This window comes from Kitasatospora sp. NPDC097691 (assembly GCF_040302665.1).
Classification (GTDB): domain Bacteria; phylum Actinomycetota; class Actinomycetes; order Streptomycetales; family Streptomycetaceae; genus Kitasatospora.
Genome location: NZ_JBEORY010000015.1, coordinates 127,949 through 152,124 on the forward strand (window position 1 = coordinate 127,949; position 24,176 = coordinate 152,124).

Annotated in this window: 20 protein-coding genes; 19 read left to right on the plus strand and 1 reads right to left on the minus strand. The window is 72.0% G+C overall.

Translation table 11 applies throughout. The features are described from left to right. The first annotated feature begins 39 nt into the window (after window positions 1–39). The 9 genes from ftsW (at window position 40) to ABTY56_RS14010 (ending at window position 9,141) form a co-directional block, all read left to right on the plus strand. A complete protein-coding gene (gene ftsW / locus ABTY56_RS13970; RefSeq protein WP_502893104.1) occupies window positions 40–1,380 on the plus strand; it encodes a putative lipid II flippase FtsW in 1,341 nt (446 codons plus the stop codon). Window positions 1,381–1,386: 6 nt separating this feature from the next. Then, window positions 1,387–2,493 carry an undecaprenyldiphospho-muramoylpentapeptide beta-N-acetylglucosaminyltransferase gene (gene murG, locus ABTY56_RS13975; RefSeq protein ID WP_350522495.1) on the plus strand — a complete coding sequence of 369 codons (1,107 nt, stop codon included), beginning with the start codon at window positions 1,387–1,389 and terminating at the stop codon, window positions 2,491–2,493. Further along, on the plus strand, window positions 2,486–3,262 hold the full coding sequence (locus ABTY56_RS13980) for a cell division protein FtsQ/DivIB (protein WP_350628989.1): 777 nt from the start codon (window positions 2,486–2,488) through the stop codon (window positions 3,260–3,262). Before murG ends, ABTY56_RS13980 begins: the two co-directional genes overlap by 8 nt. Window positions 3,263–3,628: 366 nt before the next feature. Further along, window positions 3,629–4,867 carry a cell division protein FtsZ gene (gene ftsZ / locus ABTY56_RS13985; RefSeq protein ID WP_350628990.1) on the plus strand — a complete coding sequence of 413 codons (1,239 nt, stop codon included), beginning with the start codon at window positions 3,629–3,631 and terminating at the stop codon, window positions 4,865–4,867. Beyond that, window positions 4,864–5,595, plus strand: a complete 732-nt coding sequence (gene pgeF / locus ABTY56_RS13990) for a peptidoglycan editing factor PgeF (protein WP_350628991.1) — start codon at window positions 4,864–4,866, stop codon at window positions 5,593–5,595. Before ftsZ ends, pgeF begins: the two co-directional genes overlap by 4 nt. Then, the gene (locus ABTY56_RS13995; RefSeq protein WP_350628992.1) at window positions 5,595–6,383 is read left to right on the plus strand and encodes a YggS family pyridoxal phosphate-dependent enzyme; all 789 of its coding nucleotides are present in this window, start codon (window positions 5,595–5,597) and stop codon (window positions 6,381–6,383) included. The genes pgeF and ABTY56_RS13995 overlap by 1 nt, the downstream gene beginning before the upstream one ends. A 308-nt stretch (window positions 6,384–6,691) precedes the next feature. Next, window positions 6,692–7,306 (plus strand): cell division protein SepF, encoded by a 615-nt coding sequence (locus tag ABTY56_RS14000; protein WP_030060144.1) that lies wholly within the window; start codon window positions 6,692–6,694, stop codon window positions 7,304–7,306. A 99-nt stretch (window positions 7,307–7,405) separates the two neighbouring features. Then, a complete protein-coding gene (locus ABTY56_RS14005) occupies window positions 7,406–7,687 on the plus strand; it encodes a YggT family protein (protein WP_030060143.1) in 282 nt (93 codons plus the stop codon). A 59-nt stretch (window positions 7,688–7,746) separates the two neighbouring features. Continuing rightward, a complete protein-coding gene (locus ABTY56_RS14010) occupies window positions 7,747–9,141 on the plus strand; it encodes a DivIVA domain-containing protein (RefSeq protein WP_350628993.1) in 1,395 nt (464 codons plus the stop codon). A gap of 217 nt (window positions 9,142–9,358) precedes the next feature. Here ABTY56_RS14010 and ileS read toward each other — a convergent pair whose 3' ends face one another. After that, window positions 9,359–12,487 carry an isoleucine--tRNA ligase gene (gene ileS, locus ABTY56_RS14015; protein WP_350628994.1) on the minus strand — a complete coding sequence of 1,043 codons (3,129 nt, stop codon included), beginning with the start codon at window positions 12,485–12,487 and terminating at the stop codon, window positions 9,359–9,361. 653 nt (window positions 12,488–13,140) lie between these two features. Here ileS and ABTY56_RS14020 point away from each other — a divergent pair. The 10 genes from ABTY56_RS14020 to ABTY56_RS14065 all read left to right on the plus strand — a co-directional run. After that, window positions 13,141–13,605, plus strand: coding sequence for a TraR/DksA family transcriptional regulator (locus tag ABTY56_RS14020; RefSeq protein ID WP_350628995.1), 465 nt, complete (start codon window positions 13,141–13,143; stop codon window positions 13,603–13,605). A gap of 67 nt (window positions 13,606–13,672) precedes the next feature. Beyond that, window positions 13,673–14,413, plus strand: a complete 741-nt coding sequence (gene lspA, locus ABTY56_RS14025; protein ID WP_350628996.1) for a signal peptidase II — start codon at window positions 13,673–13,675, stop codon at window positions 14,411–14,413. 61 nt (window positions 14,414–14,474) lie between these two features. Beyond that, a complete protein-coding gene (locus ABTY56_RS14030) occupies window positions 14,475–15,413 on the plus strand; it encodes an RluA family pseudouridine synthase (RefSeq protein WP_350628997.1) in 939 nt (312 codons plus the stop codon). 1 nt (window position 15,414) lies between these two features. Further along, window positions 15,415–15,888, plus strand: coding sequence for a GNAT family N-acetyltransferase (locus ABTY56_RS14035; RefSeq protein ID WP_502893105.1), 474 nt, complete (start codon window positions 15,415–15,417; stop codon window positions 15,886–15,888). A gap of 165 nt (window positions 15,889–16,053) precedes the next feature. After that, a complete protein-coding gene (locus ABTY56_RS14040; protein ID WP_350628998.1) occupies window positions 16,054–18,831 on the plus strand; it encodes an alpha/beta fold hydrolase in 2,778 nt (925 codons plus the stop codon). An 86-nt stretch (window positions 18,832–18,917) separates the two neighbouring features. Next, window positions 18,918–19,700: an ABC transporter permease gene (locus ABTY56_RS14045; RefSeq protein WP_502893112.1), complete on the plus strand. Its 783-nt coding sequence runs from the start codon at window positions 18,918–18,920 to the stop codon at window positions 19,698–19,700. Between the two features lie 64 nt (window positions 19,701–19,764). Continuing rightward, window positions 19,765–20,352: a dienelactone hydrolase family protein gene (locus tag ABTY56_RS14050; protein ID WP_502893106.1), complete on the plus strand. Its 588-nt coding sequence runs from the start codon at window positions 19,765–19,767 to the stop codon at window positions 20,350–20,352. A gap of 505 nt (window positions 20,353–20,857) precedes the next feature. Then, complete coding sequence (locus ABTY56_RS14055) at window positions 20,858–22,585, plus strand: carbamoyltransferase family protein (protein ID WP_350629001.1); 1,728 nt, start codon at window positions 20,858–20,860, stop codon at window positions 22,583–22,585. Between the two features lie 141 nt (window positions 22,586–22,726). Further along, complete coding sequence (locus tag ABTY56_RS14060; RefSeq protein ID WP_350629002.1) at window positions 22,727–23,452, plus strand: HAD family hydrolase; 726 nt, start codon at window positions 22,727–22,729, stop codon at window positions 23,450–23,452. Next, on the plus strand, window positions 23,445–24,176 hold a 732-nt coding region (locus ABTY56_RS14065), incomplete at its 3' end, for an MFS transporter (RefSeq protein WP_350629003.1). The genes ABTY56_RS14060 and ABTY56_RS14065, both read left to right, overlap by 8 nt.

A 24,176-nucleotide genomic window follows, 5' to 3' on the forward strand; every position in this document is an offset into this window, starting at 1 on the left:
CGGGGAGTGGTGGCGGGGCAGGGCAGGGCGGATTCCGGCGTGGGCAAGCAGGGCGCCGCCGAGCCGTGGCGAGTGATCTCCGCCACCACGACGAAGTACAAGTCGGCCGGTCCGCTGGCCCGCGTCCAGGCCTTCCGGGCCCGGCTCGGGTACTGGCTGGACCGGCCGCTCACGCCGTACCTGCTGGTCGTCGGCAGCACCCTGCTGCTGGTCGTGCTCGGCCTGATGATGGTCTTCTCGGCCTCGCAGATCCTCGCCCTGAACCAGCACCACGCCGCCCAGTACTACTTCCTCAAGCAGCTGATCGCGGCCATCCTCGGCCTGGTCCTGCTGATCTGCTTCGCCTCCGTCCCGGTGGCGGTGCTGCGGGTGATCGTCTACCCGGTGATGATCGGGGTGATCGGCGCGCTCACGCTGGTCGCCGTACCGGGCATCGGGGTGCGGATCAACGGCAACCAGAACTGGCTGGATTTCGGCTTCTTCCAGTTCCAGCCCTCCGAGTTCGCCAAGCTGGCGCTGGTGCTCTGGGGCGCCGACCTGCTCGCCCGCAAGCAGAAGGCCGGCACCCTGAACTCCTGGAAGCACCTGCTGGTGCCGCTGGTGCCCGGGGCCCTGCTGCTGCTCGCGCTGATCATGTTCGGCGGCGACATGGGCACCTCGATGATCCTGGTCGCCATGGTGTTCGCGCTGCTGTGGATGGTCGGAGCGCCGCTGCGGCTGTTCGTGGCCACCGTCGGGGTGGCGGTGGTGGTCTGCACCGCCCTGGTCGTCACCGTCCCGCACCGGGCGGAGCGGCTGGGCTGCATCGGCGTCACCAAGCTCGACCCCGAGGGCGCCTGCTTCCAGGCCCTGCACGGGGTCTTCGCGTTCGCGAACGGCGGCGGTTTCGGCACCGGACTCGGCGCCGGCGTGGAGAAATGGGGCCAGCTGCCCGAGGCGCACACCGACTTCATCTTCGCCGCGACCGGCGAGGAACTGGGCCTGGTGGGGACGCTGTCGGTGATCGGTCTCTTCGCGGCACTAGGCTACGCGGGTATCCGTGTGGCCATCGGCACGAAGGACTCGTTCGTCAGGTACGCCGCGGGAGCCGCCACCACCTGGATCATGGCGCAGGCCATGATCAACCTGGGGTCGGCGCTGGGACTGCTGCCCATTGCGGGCGTCCCGCTCCCGCTGTTCTCCTACGGCGGTTCCGCCATGCTGTCGGCCATGTCCGCGATCGGTGTGCTGCTGTGCCTGGCACGCAGCACCTCGGGCGCGAAGGCGGCCCTGGCCGCCCGGAGCAAGAACTCCCGGATCAGGAAGCGACTGGCCCGGGTGTTGCCACGACGACGAACCACAGCGCGCCCGGCCCCAGGGCCGGCACGCAGGGAGCGGTGAATTTCGGTGCATGTCGTACTCGCCGGCGGGGGGACCGCCGGTCACATCGAGCCGGCCATGGCCCTCGCGGACGCCCTCCGCAGGCACGACCCGTCCATCGGGATCACCGCCCTGGGCACCGAGCGCGGTCTGGAGACCCGACTGGTGCCCGAGCGCGGCTACCAGCTGGAGCTCATCCCGGCCGTCCCGCTGCCCCGCAAGCCCACCCCGGAGCTGATCACCGTCCCCGGCCGGCTGCGCGGCACCGTCCGGGCCGCCCAGGAGATCATCGAGCGGGTCAACGCGGACGCCGTGGTCGGCTTCGGCGGCTACGTCGCCATGCCCGCCTACCTGGCCGCCAAGCGGGCCGGTGTGCCGATCGTGGTGCACGAGGCGAACGCCCGTCCGGGCCTGGCCAACAAGATCGGCGCCCGCTACAGCGACTTCGTGGCCGTCTCCACGCCCGACAGCAAGCTGCGCGACTCCCGGTACATCGGCATCCCGCTGCGCCGGACCATCGCCACCCTGGACCGCAACGCGGCCCGTCCGGAGGCCCGGCACTACTTCGGCCTCGACCAGCGGCTGCCCACCCTGCTGGTCTCCGGCGGCTCCCAGGGCGCCCGCCGGCTCAACGAGACGGTCACCGCGATCGCCCCGCGGCTGCAGCAGTACGGCGTGCAGATCCTGCACGCGGTCGGCCCGAAGAACGAGCTGCCGCAGGTCGCGGACGTCCCCGGGATGCCGCCGTACCGTCCGGTGCCGTACCTGGACCGGATGGACCTCGCCTACGCGGCGGCCGACATGATGCTCTGCCGGGCCGGCGCCATGACGGTGGCCGAGCTGGCGGCCGTCGGGCTGCCCGCCGCCTTCGTCCCGCTGCCGATCGGCAACGGCGAGCAGCGGTTGAACGCCCAGCCGATGGTCAAGGCCGGCGGCGGCCTGCTGGTGGACGACGCCGAGCTGACCCCGGACTGGGTGCTGCAGAACGTGCTGCCGGTGCTCACCGACCCGCAGCGGCTGTGGGACATGAGCCGGGCCGCCGCCGAGTTCGGCCGCCGGGACGCCGACGACCTGCTGGTCGGGATGGTGTACGAGGCGATCCAGGCCCACCGCGGCGGCCGCCGCCGTGGCTGACGGTCGGCCCGCCGACCCGCTCGAAGCGGAGCTGGAGGACGAGGAGTCCGCTCCTCGCCTCCGGCTCTCCCGGCGGGGCATCGTGGTGCTGGGCGTGCTCGGCGCCGCGGTGCTGGGCGGGCTGGCCTGGCTGGTGTTCTACTCGTCGGTGCTGGACGTGCGCAGTGTCGCCGTCCAGGGCGCGACCGACGACAAGCTGACGGCGGCCCAGGTCCGCGACGCGGTCGGCGGGCTCGGCGACGGCCCGCTGGCCAGGGTGGACCTGGACGACGTCCGGCGCCGGGTGGAGGCGATCCCCCGGGTGGCGAAGGCCGAGGTGTGGCGGGGCTGGCCGCACACCCTGCAGGTGAAGGTCGCCGAGCGCAAGGCAGTGGCCGCCGTCAAGGGGGAGGACGGCCAGTTCACCCAGGTGGACGCCGCCGGCGTGAGCTTCGCCACCGAGGCGGCTCCGCCGGGGGGCGTGCCGGTGGTGGAGCTGCGGCTCAGTCAGCAGGCGAATGACGTGGACGGGGTGATCTCCCGTTCGCAGTTGGTCCAGGGCGCGGTCTCGGTGGCCGCCGGACTGCCGCCGGAGGTCGCCAAGCGGGCCGGCGCGGTGTTGGTGCACTCGTACGACGACATCGAACTGCAGCTCAGCGGGGGTGCGACGGTGCGCTGGGGGAGTCCGGAGCAAATCGACCGGAAAGCCCGGGTGCTGGTGGCACTGATGAATCAGAAGGGTACGAACTTCGACGTGACGGCGCCTGAGGCGCCGGCGGTGTCGGGATGATCCGGTAGGTTCTGTGCCTGAGGGAGGGGTTGACGCCTCGAAGTGTCGGCCCGACCCTTGGTGGTCACCCCGGTTTCCTAAGCCGGCTGATGATCACATAGGCTCAAAAGAAAAAGGGAAGCTCGGCGTGTTCGTTGAAACACGTGCCAGGGGCCACCTAGTGTCCTGTGTCACCAGACTGTGTCCCTTGGTGATGTGACGGAGGCACAGGACTAACCCTAAAGGTCAAGTTTAGGGTTGGGGTCGGCGGTCGGCATTTCGGACATTCAGTCAGAAAATCCAGGCCTCCCTACCCATCGACATCCGTCGGAACGGACCCTCGCCGGGCCGGGCCGACCCGGAAATTCGAGGCGAGAGGCCTTCGACGTGGCAGCACCGCAGAACTACCTCGCAGTCATCAAGGTCGTCGGTATCGGCGGCGGTGGTGTCAACGCCATCAACCGGATGATCGAGGTCGGTCTCAAGGGCGTCGAGTTCATCGCGATCAACACCGATGCGCAGGCCCTCCTCATGAGCGACGCCGACGTCAAGCTCGATGTGGGCCGTGAACTCACCCGGGGCCTCGGCGCCGGCGCCAACCCCGAGGTCGGCCGCAAGGCGGCCGAGGACCACCGCGAGGAGATCGAGGAGGTCCTCAAGGGGGCCGACATGGTCTTCGTGACCGCCGGCGAAGGCGGTGGCACGGGCACGGGCGGCGCGCCCGTCGTCGCCAACATCGCGCGCTCCCTGGGCGCCCTGACCATCGGCGTGGTCACCCGTCCGTTCACCTTCGAGGGCCGGCGCCGGGCCAACCAGGCCGAGGACGGCATCGCCTCCCTGCGCGAAGAGGTCGACACCCTCATCGTGATCCCCAACGACCGGCTGCTGTCCATCTCGGACCGCCAGGTCAGCGTGCTCGACGCGTTCCGCTCGGCCGACCAGGTCCTGCTCTCCGGTGTCCAGGGCATCACCGACCTGATCACCACCCCGGGTCTGATCAACCTCGACTTCGCGGACGTCAAGTCCGTCATGTCGGACGCCGGTTCGGCGCTCATGGGCATCGGCTCGGCCCGCGGCGAGGACCGCGCCAAGGCCGCCGCCGTGATGGCGATCTCCTCGCCGCTGCTGGAGGCCTCGATCGACGGCGCCCGCGGCGTGCTGCTCTCCATCTCGGGCGGCTCCGACCTCGGCCTGTTCGAGATCAACGAGTCGGCCCAGCTGGTCAGCGAGGCCGCCCACCCCGAGGCCAACATCATCTTCGGTGCGGTCATCGACGACGCGCTCGGCGACGAGGTCCGGGTCACCGTCATCGCGGCCGGCTTCGACGGCGGGCAGCCGCCGGCGATCGTCCGCGAGCCGGTGGTCAAGTCCACCGCCGCCCCGGAGCGCCCGGCCACGCCGCCGGCCGCCCCGGAGCGCCCCGCCGGCCGCCCGTCGTACGGGAGCATCGGCTCGGTGACGTCCCGCTCCGAGGGCGAGGCCCCGGCCGCCTCGCCGTCCCGGTCGGCCGAGACCCCGGCCACCACGACGGCCGCCGCCCCGGTGCCGCCGCAGGTCCAGCCGGTCCGCCAGCCGTACGTGGAGAGCCCGGCAGAGGAGCTCGACGTCCCGGACTTCCTTAAGTGATCGATCACGCAGTACACGCGGGTGCTCACTTCGCCTTCACCGACCGGTGGGGCGGGGTGAGCACTTCGCCGTACGGGGAGCTCAACCTCGGCGGCGCGGTGGGGGACGACCCGGACGTCGTCCGGGAGAACCGGGTGCTCGCCGCCCGTGAGCTGGGGCTCGAACCGGCCGACGTGGTGTGGATGAACCAGGTGCACGGCGCCGAGGTCGCCGTGGTGACGCAGCGCCAGCCGCTCGGGGAGGCCCCGACGGTCGACGCGGTGGTCACCGACCGGCCGCTCGCGCTGGCGGTGCTGACCGCCGACTGCACCCCGGTCCTGCTGGCCGACCCGGTGGCGGGCGTCGTGGGCGCGGCCCACGCGGGCCGGCCGGGGCTGGCGGCAGGGGTGGTGCCCGCGGTGGTCCGGGCGATGGTCGAACTGGGGGCCGAGCCCGGGCGGATCACCGCCGCCACCGGCCCCGCGGTCTGCGGCAGCTGCTACGAGGTGCCGGCCGAGCTGCGCGCCGAGGTCGCCGCCGTGGTGCCGGAGGCCTTCGCCGAGACATCCTGGGGGACCCCGGCCCTGGACGTGCCGGAGGGAGTCGCGGCCCAGCTGGCCGCGATGGGGGTCAACGAGGTGGTGCGGTCATCCGTCTGCACCCTCGAATCCGCCGATCACTACTCCTATCGTCGCGAGCAGCGCACGGGTCGGCTCGCGAGCTACGTCTGGTTGGGCTCTGATCACTGATGACGAACGACATCTACGGACCGTTCCCGGGCGGCCCCGAGTTCTTGGCCGCACTGACCGAAGGCCGGCGGGCCCGGTACGAGGAGCTCGGGACCAACCTCGAGGTGGTCGAGCGCCGGATCGCGGCCGCCTGTGCGGCCGCCGGGCGCGCCCGGGACGAGGTCACCCTGATCGTCGTCACCAAGACCTACCCCGCCGAGGACACCGCGCTGCTGGCCGGACTGGGTGTGACGGACGTCGCGGAGAACCGCGACCAGGACGCCGCACCCAAGGCGGAACAGTGCAGAAACCTTCCTCTTGACTGGCACTTCGTCGGACAGCTGCAGACCAACAAGGTCCGCTCGGTCGTCGAGTACGCGAACCACGTGCACTCGGTGGACCGGCTGCGCCTGGTCGAGTCGCTCTCCGCGGCGGTGCTCAAGTCGGAGCGCCCGGAGCTGGGTTGCCTGGTACAGGTGGCGTTGGACAAGGAGCACGGCGAGGGCGTGCACCGGGCCGGGGTCGCGCCGGAGGACGTCGCGCGGCTGGCCGACGCGATCGCCGACACGCCCGGGCTGCGGCTGGACGGTGTGATGACCGTCGCTCCGCTGGCCGGTCCGCTGGCCGGAGACCCGGCCGGTGCCTTCGATCGGCTGGCGGAAATCGCAACCGCCGTACGGACGGACCATCCTGCTGCCACCATGGTCTCCGCAGGGATGAGCGGTGACCTTGAGCAGGCGATTGCCGCCGGAGCGACACATGTGCGCGTCGGAACGGCGGTACTCGGAGTGAGGTCACCCCTCAGGTAACGTCACCGAGTAAGTAGATCAGACTGCAGGACAAAATAGGACAGAATCTAGCAGCTCTCCGGAGCGCTAGCGAACCGTGGATCGCAGCTCCGCGGGCCCCACTCCACGAACCCTGACAGGCCGTCGGCCTGACGCGCCGTCGTGGATGGACCGCGGAGTCCGCAGGCAGGGCCGTACGGCCCGGGCCGCCGGGACGGAGCCGGTCCGCACGGAGCGAGCGAAGCGAGCGACCACCGGAAGGGGCGCGGCTTCGCGGAGCAGCCACCGAGCGCGCCAGCGAGGTGGCCATGAGCGGAGGAGACAGGAGCATGGCCGGCGCAATGCGCAAGATGGCGGTCTACCTCGGCCTCGTGGAGGACGAGACGTACGACGGCCAGGGGTACGACCCCGACGACGACTACGACGCGGACCCCGAGCCGATCCGGACGGGACAGCGGACCGAGGACATTCCCCGGCCGGCCGCCGCGGCCGCCGCCACGCCCGCACCGGTCTCCTCGATCACCCCGCAGCCGGTGCCGGCGGCGGTGCCGATCCGGCAGGAGACCCCGAGGATGGCACCCGTGTCGTCCATCACACCCGAACGTCGCCACAACCTGGAGAAGAGCGCCCCGGTGATCATGCCCAAGGTAGTGAACGAACGAGAGCCCTACCGCATCACCACGCTGCACCCGCGGACCTACAACGAGGCCCGTACCATCGGGGAACAGTTCCGTGGCGGCACCCCCGTGATCATGAATCTGACCGAGATGGACGACACGGACGCGAAGCGGCTCGTAGACTTCGCCGCTGGACTCGTCTTCGGTCTGCACGGCAGTATCGAGCGCGTGACACAGAAGGTGTTCCTGCTGTCGCCTGCTAACGTCGATGTCACGGCGGAGGACAAGGCTCGGATCGCCGAGGGTGGGTTCTTCAACCAGAGCTGACCCGGCCACGACTTTACGTGTGGATCTGATCAACAGTGGTTGGCGACAGGTGACGAGCGGCGGGCCCCAGGGCTCGGGACCGGGGAGAGGGAAAACGCGATGGACATCGTGTGGGCGGTGCTCTACTACGCCCTGACCGTCTTCCTGGTGTTCCTGCTCGTGCGGCTGGTCATGGACTGGGTCTTCCAGTTCGCGCGTTCGTGGCGGCCTGGCAAGGCCATGGTCCTGGTCCTGGAGGCCACGTACACTGTCACGGATCCGCCGCTCAAGCTTCTTCGGCGGCTCATTCCGCCGTTGCGTTTCGGGGGCGTGGCGCTCGACCTGTCCTTCTTCGTACTGATGATCATTGTGTATGTCCTGATCTCGCTTGTGCACCCCTAGTCGTAGGTGAGCGATGCGACAGGATGCCGGTGTGCCGACGATCACGTTGAGGTGAAGAGATGCCATTGACCCCCGAGGACGTTCGGAACAAGCAGTTCACGACCGTCCGCCTGCGTGAAGGCTATGACGAGGACGAGGTCGATGCCTTCCTCGACGAGGTCGAGGCGGAGCTGACCCGCCTCCTCCGGGAGAACGAGGACCTGCGCGCCAAGCTGGCCGCCGCGACTCGTGCCGCTGCGCAGAACCAGGCCAACCTGCGCAAGGAGCCGCCGCAGGACGCCCCCCGCCAGGGTGGCGCCCCGGTGCCGGCCGCCATATCCGGCCCGCCGGTCCCCGGCCAGCAGGGCCCGGGCGGCCCGCAGCAGATGGGCCCCGGCGGCCCGCAGCAGATGGGTCCGGGTGGTCCGCAGCAGATGGGCCCCGGTGGCCCGCAGCAGCAGATGGGCAACCAGCCCCTCGGCCTGCCCGCCGGCTCCGCGCCGCAGCTCCCGCCGGCCGGTGGCCAGCAGCAGCAGATGAACCAGACCATGGGCGGCCAGCAGCAGCTGGTCCAGCCGATGGGCGGTCAGATGCTGCAGCCCATGGGCGGCCCCGGTGGCCCGCAGCAGATGGGCCAGGGCATGGGCCAGGGCATGGGCCAGGGCCAGGGCCAGGGTATGGGCCAGGGCATGAGCCAGGGCATGGGCCAGCAGCAGATGCAGCAGATGGGCGGCCCCATGGGCGGCCCGCAGCAGATGGGGGGCCCGCTCGGCGCCCCGATGCAGCAGCAGGGCCCCGGTGGCGACAGCGCCGCCCGCGTCCTGGCGCTCGCCCAGCAGACCGCCGACCAGGCGATCTCCGAGGCCCGTTCCGAGGCCAACAAGATCGTCGGCGAGGCGCGCAGCCGGGCCGAGGGCCTGGAGCGCGACGCCCGTGCCAAGGCCGACGCCCTGGAGCGGGACGCGCAGGAGAAGCACCGCGTCGCGATGGGCTCCCTGGAGTCCGCGCGGGCCACGCTGGAGCGCAAGGTCGAGGACCTGCGGGCCTTCGAGCGTGAGTACCGCACGCGCCTGAAGTCGTACCTGGAGACCCAGCTGCGCCAGCTGGAGTCGCAGGCCGACGACTCGCTCGCCCCGCCGCGGATCCCCGCCACCGCGTCGCTGCCGCCGGCGGCCTCGTCGATGGCGCCGGCCGGTGCGGGCACGATGGGCAGCGGTGCGCCGAGCTTCGGCGGCAGCCAGCCGTCCTTCGGTGGCAACTCGCCGTCCTTCGGCGGGAACACCTCCTTCGGTGGCAACGCTCCCGCACCGAGCTTCGGTGGGCAGTCCAACGGTGGCAACAGCGGTGCGCCGCAGATGCAGCCGGCTGGGATGACCCAGCCGATGGCGGCCGTCCGGCCGCAGCCGCCGCAGCCGATGCAGCAGGCTCCGGCGCCGATGCGGGGCTTCCTGATCGACGAGGACGGCGACAACTGAGGTTGTAGCAGGACCTTTTGAGGGCGTCCCCTTTCCGACCTTCGGGTCGGGGAGGGGGCGCCTTTTTGTGTGCCAGGGCGGGGGCGGGAGGGTGCTTCCGCTGCGCGCAGTTCCTCGTGCCCCTGTCGGGACGGGGAGGGTGCGGGGAGGAGCGGCGGTGGGGGGCGGGTACGGCGAAGCCGCCGTCCCCCGGGTGGGACGGCGGCTTCGTCGGGGGTCAGGCCTTGCGGAGTTGGAAGGCGAGGCCCAGGGATTCGTCGGCGAAGGTCTCGGAGTCCCAGTCGGCCGTGCCGGCGGCGAAGTCGGTGGCGAGGACCTCCTCGGCGACGAGGGGGCCGTGTTCGGCGATGGCCTCGGCGGTCTCCTCCGTGGTGGCGCGCCAGCGCAGGACGATGCGGTCGGCGACGTCCAGGCCGGAGTTCTTGCGGGCCTCCTGGATCTGGCGGATGGCGTCGCGGGCGACGCCGAGGCGCTTGAGCTCCGGGGTGATGGCCAGGTCGAGGGCGACGGTGGCGCCGGACTCGTTGGCGACGGCCCAGCCCTCGCGCGGGGTCTCGGTGATGATCACCTCGTCCGGAGAGAGGGTGATCGTCTCGCCGTCGAGTTCGACGTTGGTCTCGCCCCCGGCGCGCAGTTCGGCGGCCAGGCGGGCGGCGTCGGTGGCGGCGACCGCCTTGGCGACGTCCTGCACGCCCTTGCCGAATCGCTTGCCCAGCGCACGGAAGTTGGCCTTGGCGCTGGTGTCGACCAGCGATCCGCCGACCTCGGAGAGGGACTCCAGGGTGGAGACGTTGAGCTCCTCGGCGATCTGCGCACGCAGGTCGGCGGGCAGCTCCTCCCAGCCCTGGGCCGCGATCAGCGCGCGGGAGAGCGGCTGGCGGGTCTTCACGCCGGACTCGGCGCGGGTGGCCCGGCCGAGCTCCACCAGGCGGCGGACCAGCGCCATGTGGCGGGAGAGGTCGGCGTCGATCAGCGCCTCGTCCGCCTGCGGCCAGGTGGCCAGGTGGACCGAGGCCGGGGCGTCCGGGGCGACCGGGACGACCAGGTCCTGCCAGACCCGCTCGGTGATGAACGGGGTGAGCGGGGCCATCAGGCGGGTGACGGTCTCCAGCGCCTCGTGCAGGGTGGCCAGCGCGGCGGCGTCGCCCTGCCAGAAGCGGCGGCGGCCGCGGCGGACGTACCAGTTGGACAGGTCGTCGACGAAGCCGGAGAGCAGCTTGCCGGCGCGCTGGGTGTCGTACGCCTCGAAGGCCGCGTCGACCTCGCGGACCAGGGTGTTCAGCTCGGAGAGCACCCAGCGGTCCAGCTGCGGGCGGTCGGCCGGGGCCGGGTCGCTCGCGGACGGCGCCCAGTTCGAGGTGCGGGCGTACAGGGCCTGGAAGGCGACGGTGTTCCAGTAGGTGAGGAGGGTCTTGCGGACCACCTCCTGGATGGTGCCGTGGCCGACCCGGCGGGCGGACCAGGGCGAGCCGCCGGCCGCCATGAACCACCGGACGGCGTCGGCGCCGTGCTGGTCCATCAGCGGGATCGGCTGCAGGATGTTGCCCAGGTGCTTGGACATCTTGCGGCCGTCCTCGGCCAGGATGTGGCCCAGGCAGACGACGTTCTCGTAGCTGTTCCTGTCGAACACCAGGGTGCCGACCGCCATCAGCGTGTAGAACCAGCCGCGGGTCTGGTCGATCGCCTCGGAGATGAACTGCGCCGGGTAGCGCTTCTCGAACAGCTCCTTGTTCCGGTACGGGTAGCCGTACTGGGCGAAGGGCATCGAGCCCGAGTCGTACCAGGCGTCGATGACCTCGGGCACGCGGGTGGCGGTGCCGCCGCAGTCGCGGCAGGCGAAGGTCACGGCGTCGATGTACGGGCGGTGCGGGTCGAGGCCGCTCTGGTCGGTGCCGGTCAGCTCGGTCAGCTCGGCCAGCGAGCCGACGCAGGTGAGGTGGCCCTCCTCGCAGCGCCAGATCGGCAGCGGGGTGCCCCAGTAGCGGTTGCGGCTGAGCGCCCAGTCGATGTTGTTGTTCAGCCAGTCGCCGAAGCGGCCGTGCTTGACCGTCTCCGGGAACCAGTTGGTGGCCTCGTTCTCGCGGATCAGCGCGTCCTTGACGGCGGTGGTCCGGATGTACCAGGACGGCTGCGCGTAGTAGAGCAGCGCGGTGTGGCAGCGCCAGCAGTGCGGGTAGCTGTGCTCGTACGGCAGGTGGCGGAAGAGCAGGCCGCGCTCCTTGAGGTCCGCGACCAGGGCCTCGTCGGCCTTCTTGAAGAACTGGCCGCCGACCAGCGGGACCTCGGGTGCGAAGGTGCCGTCGGCCAGCACCGGGTTGACCACCGGCAGGCCGTACTTGCGGCAGGTCGCGAGGTCGTCCGCGCCGAAGGCGGGGGACTGGTGGACGATGCCGGTGCCGTCCTCGGTGGTGACGTAGTCGGCGTTGAGGACGTAGTGCGCGTTCTCGATCTCGACCAGGTCGAAGGGGCGGCGGTAGGCCCAGCGCTCCATCTCGGCACCGGTGAAGGACTCGCCGGTGGCCTCCCAGCCCTCGCCGAGGGCCTTGGCGAGCAGCGGCTCGGCGACGACCAGCTTCTCGTTGCCGTCGGTGGCCACCACGTAGGTGACCTCGGGGTGGACGGCGGCGGCGGTGTTGGAGACCAGGGTCCACGGGGTGGTCGTCCAGACCAGCAGGGAGGCCCGGTCGGCCAGCGGGCCGCTGGTCAGCGGGAAGCGGACGAAGACCGAGGGGTCGACGACCGTCTCGTAGCCCTGGGCCAGCTCGTGGTCGGACAGGCCGGTGCCGCAGCGCGGGCACCAGGGGGCGACCCGGTGGTCCTGGACCAGCAGGCCCTTGTCGAAGATCTGCTTGAGCGACCACCAGACGGACTGGACGTACGACGGGTCCATCGTCCGGTAGGCCTCGTCCAGGTCGACCCAGTACCCCATGCGGGTGGTCAGCTCGGCGAAGGCGTCGGTGTGGCGGGTCACCGAGTCGCGGCACTTGGCGTTGAACTCGGCGATGCCGTACGCCTCGATGTCCTGCTTGCCGGAGAAGCCCAGCTCCTTCTCGACGGCGAGCTCGACCGGGAGGCCGTGGCAGTCCCAGCCGGCCTTGCGGGCGACGTGGTAGCCCTTCATCGTCCGGTAGCGCGGGAAGACGTCCTTGAAGACGCGGGCCTCGATGTGGTGGGCGCCGGGCATGCCGTTGGCGGTCGGCGGGCCCTCGTAGAACACCCACTCGGGGCGGCCCTCGGACTGCTCCAGGCTGCGCTGGAACACCTTGTTGTCCTGCCAGAAGGAGAGGATCTGGTGTTCGAGGGCGGGGAGATCGACCTGTGCGGGGACGGGGTTATAGGAGTTCATCGCGGGCGTCTACCTCCGGCGGATGCTGGGACTGGATCCTCCGGAGGGACGAGACGGCCAGGCCGCCCCGCGGTACCACCCTCCTTGGCCGCGGTGCTGCGTTTCGCGGCCCTCTTGTTTGGGCTTGCTGCCGGTTCTAGTAGGCCGCTGCGGGCTTCGCGGCGGCCGTTCTTCCGGCGGCTCCGGGGTGATCTTCCCGTCGCGCACACCCCCGGGCTCGCACCGTCCCCGGGTCGCTGGTGGCTGCGTACGTCGGTACTCGTCCCATCTGCGCCTTGCAGGGTCAGTGTATCGGCCGGGCGAGTCGGTTTGTCCAAGCCGTTTCGGGTGGGCGGCTCCCGGGGCGGGCGGCGGGGCTGGTCAGGGCGGTCGCCGGGGTGGTGGTTAGGCGGGGGTGATCTGGGCACAACCCTGTCAGCGCGGGGCGTGGCGGCTGGGGCGGCTGCCTGGGTGGGATCGTCGTGAGGCGTCGGTATGTCATGTTGTGACCGGTTTTGATCGGGATTATCGTTCCGGCACTGGAAGCCGCCGGGAACCGGCGGCTCGATTCGTTCGTAGATGGGGTCGAAGCCATGGCTGAGAAGGGAACCGGCGCGGGTACCGCCACCAAGCGGGCACGCAAGGCCGTGGCGGTCGATCCAGGGGAGGGGACCGTGACCACTACCGCACCGAAGTCCAGCACCGACACCGTCACCGTGCCGCGCGGGGCCGAGTCCGTGGACCCGGCCACGCTGCCGGTCCTGCCCGGCGAGGACCCGTGGACCACCGAGGAGGTCCACGAGCTGCACGACGAGCTGATCAACGAGCTGGACCGGCTGCAGAACGAGATCGGCGCCGCCGAGGCGGCCATCTCCGGCCTGATGCGCGACTCCAACGACGGGGCCGGCGACGACCAGGTGGACGCCGGGACGAAGAACATCTCGCGGGAGAGCGAGCTGGCGCTGGCCAACAACGCGCGCGACAGCCTCGCCCAGACCGAGCGCGCCCTGGGCCGGCTGGAGGGCGTCGGCTTCGGCACCTGCGAGTCCTGCGGCAAGGCCATCGGCAAGGCCCGGATGCAGGCCTTCCCGCGGGCGACGCTGTGCGTGCCGTGCAAGACCAAGCAGGAACGCCGCTGACCCGGCCGCCGAACCGGGCGGCCGGAGCGACGCGCGGGGTCGGGCTTGCCGTACGCTCGACCCCGTAATGTCGCCTGACGCGACCGCACCGGCTGCGGACGGGTCCAGGTCGTCACCGGCCCACCACCCTCCCCCTCCTACGGCCGGGGGAGCTCCATCGGCAGCGGAGCGGATCATCAGTACGCAAGGTTCTCCCCAGACCCGGGACGAAGCCGTCCCGTCCCCCGCCGATGCCGTGGAGGTGCCCGTGGCCGAGCCGTCCGAGGCGGCGTCCGTGGACGAACCGGCGGTCGCGGAGAAGCCCAAGGGGCCGCGGCGGATCGGCGTGCTGCTGGTCGTCGCGGTGCTCGCCTTCCTGATCGACCTCGGCAGCAAGCTGCTGGTCGTCGCCAGGCTGGAGAACCACTCGCCGATCAAGGTGATCGGGGACGTCGTCACCTTCCAGGTGATCCGCAACTCCGGCGCGGCCTTCGGGATGGGGCAGGCGCTGACCGTCGTCTTCACGATGATCGCCTCCGCCGTCATCGTGGTGATCTGGCGGATCGCCCGCCGGCTCTACAGCCTGCCCTGGGCGATCGCACTGGGGCTGCTGCTCGGCGGGGCGCTCGGCAACCTCACCGACCGGCTGTTCCGCTCGCCGGGCGTCTTCCGCGGGCACGTCGTGGACTTCATCTCCGTCCAGCACTTCGCGGTCTTCAACCTCGCGGACTCGGCGATCGTCTGCGGCGGGATCCTGGTCGTGCTGCTCTCCTTCCGGGGCAGCAACCCGGACGGGACCGTCCACCAGCAGGGCGGCAAGGGGGAGTAGCCCCGACGGGTGGGGAGCACGGCGCGCGGGGGCGGGTCGTGTTTCCGGCATACTCGTACGGGTGAGTACCGCAGCGCAGATCCGAAGCCTCCCCGTTCCCGACGGCCTGGAGGGCGAACGCCTCGACGCCGCCCTGGCCCGGATGTTCGGCTTCTCCCGGACCAAGGCCGCCGAGCTGGCCGCCGACGGCAAGGTCACGCTCGACGGCGCCGTCGCCGGCAAGTCGGACCGGGTGACCGCCGGTTCCTGGCTGGAGGTCGAGATCCCCGCCCCGGCCGCCCCGGTGCAGATCGTCGCCGAACACGTCGAGGGCATGCGGATCGTCCACGACGACGAGGACATCGTCCTGGTCGACAAGCCGGTCGGCGTCGCAGCGCACCCCAGCCCGGGCTGGACCGGCCCCACCGTGATCGGCGGGCTCGCCGCGGCCGGGTACCGGATCTCCACCTCGGGTGCGGCCGAGCGGCAGGGCATCGTGCACCGGCTGGACGTCGGCACCTCGGGCCTGATGGTCGTGGCCAAGTCCGAGCGCGCGTACACCGACCTCAAGCGGCAGTTCCACGACCGGATCACCGAGAAGCGGTACCACACGCTGGTCCAGGGGCACCCGGACCCGATGAGCGGGACGGTGGACGCGCCGATCGGCCGGCACCCCAGCTCGGACTGGAAGTGGGCGGTGACCCGGGACGGCAAGGCCTCCATCACCCACTACGACCTGATCGAGGCGTACCGGGCCGCGTCGCTGCTGGCGATCAAGCTGGAGACCGGGCGCACCCACCAGATCCGCGTCCACATGTCCGCGCTGCGGCACCCCTGCGTGGGCGACCTGACGTACGGCGCCGACCCGACGCTGGCCAAGCGGCTCGGGCTGACCCGGCAGTGGCTGCACGCGGTGTCACTGGGCTTCGAGCACCCGGCGGACGGGCAGTGGGTCGAGTTCTCCAGCGAGTACCCGGCGGACCTGCAGAACGCCCTGGACGTCATCGCGGCGGAGAGCTGACGTGGGCGCCGCCGCGGGCGTCGCCATTCGGGTGGCCGAGGGCGAGGCGGACCTGGCGCTGGTGCGGGATGTCCGGCGGGAGGTGTTCATCGTCGAGCAGAACGTGCCGGAGGAGCTGGAGTACGACCGGTACGACGGCACCTCGGTGCACCTGCTGGCGGTCGGGCCCGACGGGGCCGGGCTGGGCACCGGGCGGCTGATCTTCGGCGAGCAGGCGCGGGAGCTGACCGGCGGCGTCGAGGGGCGGGTGCTGCTCGGGCGGCTCGCGGTGCTGCCGGCGGCCCGGGGGACCGGGCTGGGGGCCGAGCTCGTGCGGGCGATCGAGGCCGCGGGGGCGGAGCGCGGGGCCTCGGAGGTGGAGCTGCACGCGCAGGTGCGGGCGCTCGGGTTCTACGAGCGGCTGGGCTACGTGGCGGAGGGGCCGGTGTACGACGACGCCGGGATCCCGCACCGGACGATGACGCGGCAGCTGTAGGCGCTGCCGTGTCGCGCGGATCCCCGTGCCCCTCTTCGGGGCGCGGGGATCTTGCGTTCGGGGCAGCGGTTCGGGACGCGTTCGCGAGGTGTTCGTCGCCTGGCCGGGCGACCGGTGCCCGCCCTTATTCGGCGCCTACCCGGACGGCGGATACGATCAGCGGCCATGGAGTTCGGTGGGGCATGGCGTCGCTGGCGCGGCCGGGGCACGACGGTCGGGCGCAGGGTGCTGGCCGGAGCGGTGGCCCTGGTGGCGGTGGCCGCGGTCGGTACGGCGACGATGGCGTCCGGCGGTGAGCAGGCGGTCCGTGAGGAGGACCGTTTCCTCAGCATGCCGGAGACGCCCGGCAGCGCGCAGCAGGTCCAGCTGGACACCTCGTTCTTCACCGCCGGCAGCGGGCCGCGCCCGGCGGTGCTGCTCGCGCACGGCTTCGGCGGCTCCAAGGAGGGCGAGCGCGAGCGCGCCCGACAGCTCGCCCGGCAGGGGTACGCGGTGCTGACCTGGTCGGCCCGCGGGTTCGGGCGCTCGGGCGGCAAGATCGGCCTCAACGCGCCCGACCGCGAGGTCGAGGACGTCCGGCACCTGGTGGACTGGCTGGCCCAGCGGCCCGAGGTGCAGCTCGACGGGACGGGCGACCCGAGGGTCGGCATCACCGGGGCCTCGTACGGCGGGGCGATCTCGCTGCTGGCCTCCGCGTACGACCACCGGATCGACGCGGTGGCGACCCAGATCACCTGGTGGAACCTGGCGGACGCGCTGTTCCCGCAGGGTGTGCAGGGCTCGGGTGCGGCGGACGGCGTGTTCAAGAAGCTGTGGGCCGGGATCTTCTTCACCACCGGCTCGGCAGGGGACCTCGGGCCGTCCGGCGGTGCGCCGCGCGAGAGCGGCGAGCCGAAGCCGGTGGCGGAAGGCGACGTCGGCTGCGGGCGGTTCCTGGAGTCGCTCTGCCGGATGTACGACCGGGTCGCGACCGCCGGGCACGCCGATCCGGAGGCCGTCGCGCTGCTGGACCGCTCCAGCCCGTCCTCGGTGGCGGCGCAGCTCAAGGTGCCCACGCTGGTGGTGCAGGGCCAGCAGGACTCGCTGTTCCCGCTCGACCAGGGCGACCGGATCGCACAGGCGATCGCCGCCAACGGCGCGCCGGTGGCGGTGGACTGGTTCGCGGGCGGGCACGACGGCGGGACGGACACCAGCGCGCGGGTCGACGACCGGGTGACGGCCTGGTTCGACCACTACTTGCAGGGCCGCAGGAACGACACCGGGCCGGACTTCCGGGTGACCCGGACCGGCGGGGTCGACTCGACCGGCTTCCAGGCCGTGCTGCGCGGGGCCACCGCCGACCGGTACCCGGGGCTGGGCGGGACGGGCTCGCGCTCCGTCGAGCTGGCGGGCGGGGAGAAGACCGTGGCCAACCCGCCCGGCGGGGCGCCGCCGGGGATCTCGACGCTGCCGGGCATCGGCGCGCTCAGCCAGGCGGCCTCGCTGGGCGCCGGGCTGTCGCTGGACTTCCCCGGGCAGAGCGCCGCCTTCGACTCGGCGCCGCTGGACTCGCCGCTGCACCTGACCGGGCAGCCGACCGTGCCGGTACGGGTGACGGCGGACCGGCCGGACGCGGTGCTGTTCGCGAAGCTGTACGACGTCGGGCCGGACGGCAAGGCGGTGCTGCCGCAGCAGCTGGCCGCGCCGCTGCGGGTCACCGGCGCGGACGCGGGGCGGACGGTCACCGTGGTGCTGCCGACGGTGGACCACACCTTCCCGGCCGGGCACCGGCTGCGGCTGGTGCTGGCGAGCACCGACCTCGCGTACGCCTCGCCCGCCGAGCCCGCCACCTACCGGGTCGCGCCGGCCGGGGCGGTCACCGCGCCGACCGTCGAGGAGCTGGTGACCGAGGCGGCGCCGCTGCCCGCGCGGACCTGGCTGCTGCCCCTGGCCGCCGTGGTGGTGGCCGCGGGGCTGGTGCTGGCGCCGCGGCTGCGGCGTCGGCGGGCGGCCGGCGGGCCGGACTTCGATCCGGAGCTGGCCGCAGTGCCGCTGCGGATCAGTGGGCTGAGCAAGCGCTACAAGGGCTCCCTGGACCGCTACGCCGTACGGGAGTTGGGCTTCCAGGTGGAGCAGGGTCAGGTGCTCGGGCTGCTCGGGCCGAACGGTGCGGGCAAGACCACCACGCTGCGGATGCTGATGGGCCTGATCCGGCCGGACGCCGGGGAGATCCGGATCTTCGGGCACCTGGTGCGGCCCGGTGCGCCGGTGCTGTCGCGGGTCGGGGCGTTCGTGGAGGGCGCGGGCTTCCTGCCGCATCTCACCGGGCGGGCCAACCTGCGGCTGTACTGGCAGGCGACCGGGCGGCCGGAGGCCGACGCGTGCTTCGACGAGGCACTGGCCATCGCGGGGCTCGGGGAGGCCCTGGACCGCGCGGTCCGGACGTACTCGCAGGGCATGCGGCAGCGGCTGGCGATCGCGCAGGCGATGCTCGGGATGCCGGACCTGTTGATCCTCGACGAGCCGACCAACGGGCTGGACCCGCCGCAGATCCGCGAGATGCGCGAGGTGATGATCCGCTACGCGGCGGCCGGGCGGACGGTGATCGTCTCGAGTCACCTGCTGTCCGAGGTCGAGCAGAGCTGCACGGACCTGGTCGTGATGGACCGTGGGCGGCTCATCACCACCGGCGCGGTCGCTGAGATCGTCGGGTCGTCGGAGCTGCTGATGATCGGCGTCGCCGGCTCGTACGCACCCGAGTCGGCGGCCGAGAAGGTGGCCGCGCTGGCCGGGGTCGGTTCGGCGGAGGCCGTCGAGGGCGGACTGCTGGTGCGACTGGACGGGCTGGCGGCGAGCGAACTGCTCGCGGAGCTGGTGCGGCTGGGGGTGCCGGTGGAGAGCGCCGGACCGCAGCGGCGGTTGGAGGACGCGTTCCTGTCGTTGATCGGAGGTGGTGCGGGGTGAGTTCGGTCGCTGAGGATTCCACGGTCTCGAAGGACCACGCGGAGGGGTACCGGGCGGGCCGGACGCTGCCGCTGCGGGTGGAGGCGATGCGCCAGTTGCGCCGGCGCCGCACCCTGGTGATCGGCGCGGTGCTGGCCGCCCTGCCGTTCGTCATCCTGGCCGCGTTCCAGCTCGGCGGCACCCCGGGCCGTCCCGACCGGACCACCTTCATCGAGCTGGCCACCGCGTCGGGGGCCAACTTCGCCGTCACCATGCTGTTCGTGGGCACCGGCTTCATGCTGGTGATCCCGGTCGCGCTGTTCTGCGGGGACACCGTCGCCTCGGAGGCCAGCTGGTCCTCGCTGCGGTACCTGCTGGCCGCGCCGGTGCCCCGGGCCCGGCTGCTGGTGCGCAAGTTCGCGGTCGGGCTGGCGTTCTCGGCGGTCGCGGTGGTCATGCTGCCCGCGATCGGGCTGGTCGTGGGGACGGCCGCCTACGGGTGGGGCGACCTCAAGTTGCCCGCCGGGGCCGGCCTGCCGGCCGGGGAGGCGCTGCCCCGGATCGCGATCGCGGTGGCCTTCGTCTTCCTGAGCGAGATCGTGATCGCGGCGCTGGCGTTCTGGCTGTCCACGGCGACCGACGCGCCCCTGGGCGCGGTGGGCGGCGCGGTGTTCGTGTCGATCATCACCGGAGTGCTGGACGCCGTCACCGCGCTCGGGGACCTGCGGGAGTGGCTGCCCGCCCACTGGCAGTACGCGTGGGCGGACGCGCTTCAGCCCCAGCTGGAGTGGGGCGGGATGCTGCAGGGCGTCTCGCTGTCGCTCTCGTACGCGGCGGTGCTGCTGGCGCTGGCGTTCCGGGGCTTCGCGCGCAAGGACGTGGTGTCGTAGCGGCGGTCGGGGCATGGGGGATCATGGGTGGGTAGCCGACTCCCCTGCCGAAGGACCCGAAACCGTGGCCCAGATCGTCCTCTTCCACTCCGCCTACGGGCTGCGCCCCGCCGTGCACGCCGCCGCCGACCGGCTGCGCGCCGCCGGACACACCGTGCACACGCCGGACCTGTTCGAGGGGCGGACCTTCGACTCGATCGAGGACGGGCAGGCGTACCAGGAGGAGGCCGGGGGCAGCGAGGAGATGCTGCGCCGGGCGGTGACGGCCGCCGCGCCGCTGTCCGAGGGCGGGCTGGTCTACGCCGGCTTCTCGCTCGGCGGCGCGATCGCGCAGAACCTCGCGCTGGCCGACGAGAAGGCGCGCGGGCTGCTGCTCCTGCACGGCACCTCGGACCTGCGGGAGGACGCCGCCACCGAGATCCCGGTGCAGCTGCACATCGCGGAGCCGGACCCGTTCGAGCCGGAGGACTGGCTGAACGCCTGGTACCTGCGGATGCGGCGGGCCGGGGCGGAGGTGGAGGTGCACCGCTACCGGGGCGCCGGGCACCTGTTCACCGATTCGGAGCTGCCGGACTACGACGCGCAGGCGGCGGAGCGGGCCTGGGCGGCGTCGCTGGACTTCCTCGTGGAGCTGGACGGCCAGGAGGACTGACGGACCGCCGAGCGGTTCGGGTCGCGGTTCGAGGAGGGCCAGGTCGGGGCGGAAGCCCCCGGTCTGGCCTTCGGCGTTTCCGGCGTGGGAGCCGCAGGGCCCGCGGAGGCGATGGGGCGTCATGTGACCTGTGGTGCGGGTGTGGTGGGTGCCGGGTGGGACGGCCGGGGGGCGGCGGAAGTGCCGGTCGCGTGCCGCCCGCGGACCGGAAAGACTGTTTCCGGACAGCTACCCACAGTGATCGTAGGGGTGGTGGTCCAGACCTCTTGTCGGGCATATGCCATCCGGCCAGCAGGGATGATCACGCTACGAACTGTTGTTAACCGGGCGGCCTTCCCGGCGTCACTGTTCGACGGGCGGTCAGGTTGACCGGATTCCCCACGGCGTCGTTGATCTCCCGGGAAACCTCTCCATAGAGTCGCGGTGCACTCCGACCTCACCAGCTCGTCAAATCCGTGGAAATGCCGTCGGGCCATTTCCCGCGACTCAAGCATTGGAGCGGCACATGCTTGTTCTCGGAATCACCAACAACGACCTGGCCGGCGCCTGCCTGGTCCAGGGCGGAACGGTCGTCGCGGCCGTCAGCGAGGAGCGCTTCTCCCGGGTCAAGGATCACAAGACCTGGCCGAAGCAGTCGATCGACTACGTCCTGAAGGAGGCCGGGGTCACCCTTTCCGATGTCGACCGGGTGGCCTACGGGTGGCAGGCGGGATTCAGCGCCGAAAAGCACCTGCTGCTCTACGTGGACCGAATTTCGGAGGAGGCCAGGCTTCGCCCGGAGGCGCTTCCGCACCTCCGCAAGCGGATATCCGACGAAATTCGGAACGACCGCGAGAAGCGCGGCGAGTTCGATGCCTTCATCGAGGAGAACGGACTGCGCGGCAAGGTGGTTCACGTCGACCACCACGAGTCGCACGGTCTGGGCGCCTTCCTCTGCTCCCCGTTCGACGACGCCCTCGTGGTCACCTGCGACGGCCGCGGGGACTTCCAGTCCCTGACCGTCACGCACTACTTCCCCGGCGGCGAGGAGGTGCTCCAGCGCGAGACCTCGATCGACAGCCTCGGCTACTTCTACGGCCGGATCACCAAGCTGCTCGGCTTCCGGCCCAACCGCCACGAGGGCAAGATCACCGGCCTCGCCGCCAACGGCGATCCGGAGAAGCTGCTCCCGCTGATGCGGCGCATGATCGACGTCGAGGAGAACGGCGCGATCCGGGCCCGTTGCGGCGACTGGTACCAACCGTCCTACGAGGGCTACTCCGAGGAGCTGCTGGCCGAGATCGCCACCCACGAGCCGGCCGACGTGGCGGCGGCGGCCCAGCGGCACGTGGAGGACCTGCTGACCGCCGTGGTCGCGCAGCACATCGGCCGGGTGCCGAGCGGGAACGTCTGCCTGTCCGGCGGGGTGTTCGCCAACGTCAAGCTCAACCAGCGGATCTTCGAGACCGAGGGCGTGCGGAACGTCTACGTGCTGCCGCCGATGGGTGACGGCGGGCTGCCGCTGCAGACCGCCGTGATCGTGGCCCACCGGGAGACCGGCGAGCGGCCGCGGGTGCCCTCGATGGCGCTCGGGCCGGACGCCGCGATCTCCGAGGGCCGGTTGGAGGAGATCCTGCGGGACTACCCCGAACTGCGCTACCGCCGGCTCGGCGAGTCCATGCAGGACGTCCTGCTCGCCGCGCTGGACGCGGACCAGGTCATCGGCACCTACCGCGGCCGGATGGAGTTCGGCCCGCGCGCCCTCGGCCGGCGCAGCGTCATCTACGGCACCGCCGACGTGACCATGAACGACTGGCTCAACAAGCGCCTGAACCGTACCGAGTTCATGCCCTTCGCGCCGATCACCGCCGAGGACCTGGCGCCCGACTGCTACGTGGGCTGGGAGCCGGAGCAGCCGTCGGCGCTGTTCATGACGATCACCTACGACTGCCACGAGCCGTTCGCCAAGGCCTGCCCGGCGGTGGTGCACGTCGACAACACCGCCCGGCCGCAGGTCGTCCGGGCCCAGGACGACCCGTTCCTGCACGGCCTGCTGATGGCCTGGTACGACCGCAGCGGCCAGGCGGCGCTGGTGAACACCTCGTTCAACAAGCACGAGGAGCCGATCGTCGGGTCGCACCGCGACGCGCTGGACCCGCTGGCGGACGAGGTGATCGACCTGCTGCTGGTCGACGACGTGTACCTGGTCTGGAAGGACTCCGCCGACGGCTTCATGGCGCGGCAGGCCGGCTAGGCCGGGCTGCCGGGTGAGCAGGTGGCCGGGTCGGCCGGGTGGGTGGATGCTCTCTGCGAGGTCTAGTCCAGTTGACCGTCCGGCCGATGAGAGCTGAACTGTCGTCAGACCGTATGGCGCGAGCGCCGAGTGAGGAGACCGATGCAGCCCCAAGCCGGAACGCGGTACGAGGTCGAGGCCGTCGTCTTCGACATGGACGGGGTCCTGATCGACTCAAGGCCTGTGATCGAGGAGGCGTGGCGGACGGTGGCCCGGCGCCACGGCCGGGTGCTGGCCGACCCGGAGGTCGAGGAGTACGTCCACGGGCGGACCGGCGACCAGACGGTGCGGCTGATCTTCCCGGACCACTCGGACGCCGACCGGAAGGCGATCTGGGCCGAGGTGGACACCGTCGAGGAGGAGGCCCCGTACCGGGCCGTTGCCGGCGCGGACGGGCTCGCCACCCGGCTCTGGCGCGCGGGTGTGCCGATCGGCCTGGCCACCAGCAGCTGGACCCGGAAGATCGACAACGCACTGGGCGGGCTCGACCTGCTCGACGTCTTCCGGGTGCGGGTCACCCGGGACGACGTCGAGCGGGGCAAGCCGCACCCGGACCCGTACCTGGCGGCCTGCCGGGGGCTCGGGATCCGGCCGCAGCGAGCGCTGGTCTTCGAGGACTCGGTCAGCGGGGTGCGCTCGGCCGTCTCGGCGGGGGCGGTGTGCGTCGGGATCGGCGGGCCGGCCCTGGTCGGGGCCGGCGCGGTGGTCGCGGTGCCGGACTTCACCGCGCTGGCGGTGGAGCACGGCGGCGCCGGCGGGGCGATCACGTTGACCGACCCGGACGGGCAGGTCACCGTGGTGCTCGCGGTCGGACCCGACGGTGGCTGAAGCGCGTCGGGCCGCGTCGACCCCGGCGCTCGTCGACTCCGCGCCGGGACCGGCGGCGGTGGGGGAGGAGCCGGACGCGATGCCGGCGATGGCCAGGTCGGCGGCGGTCTCGGCGTTCTGCGTCTTCCTCGTCCTGGGCGTGCTCACCGCCTCGCTCGGCGCCTCGCTCCCCTTCCTGGGGGAGCGGTTCGGCGCCGAGCACGAGGTCGGGCGGGTGGTCTCCGGGTACAACCTCGGGGCGCTCGCGGCGACGGTCTGCATCGGGCTGCTCGGGCGGCGGCTGAACGTCCGGGCGGCGCCGCCCGTCCTGCTCGCGGTCTTCGCGGCGGGCGCGGCCGGCATGGCGGCCAGCCCGGGATGGACCGCCTACCTCTGCTGCGCGGCGGTCACCGGCATCGGGTACGGCGGGCTGGCGCTCACCCTCAACACGGCGTTCGCGCGCGGGTTCGCCGGGAACAGCGTGGTGATGGTCAACCGGCTGAACGCGGTCTTCGGGATCGGCGCGATGCTGGGCCCGCTGGCCGCGGGGGCCGTCGGGCACACGGACATCCGCCTGCTCGCACTGGGGGCGGCGGTGTGCGCGCTGCCGTGCTTCCTGGTCGGACGGGCGGGGGCGGTGCTCGCGGCGCCCGGAGCCGCGCCCGGTGCGGGCGGGGACGAGGGTACGGGCAGAGGCGGGGGCGGGAACGCGGGCGGACAACGTGCGCGGATCGGGCTGGAGTTG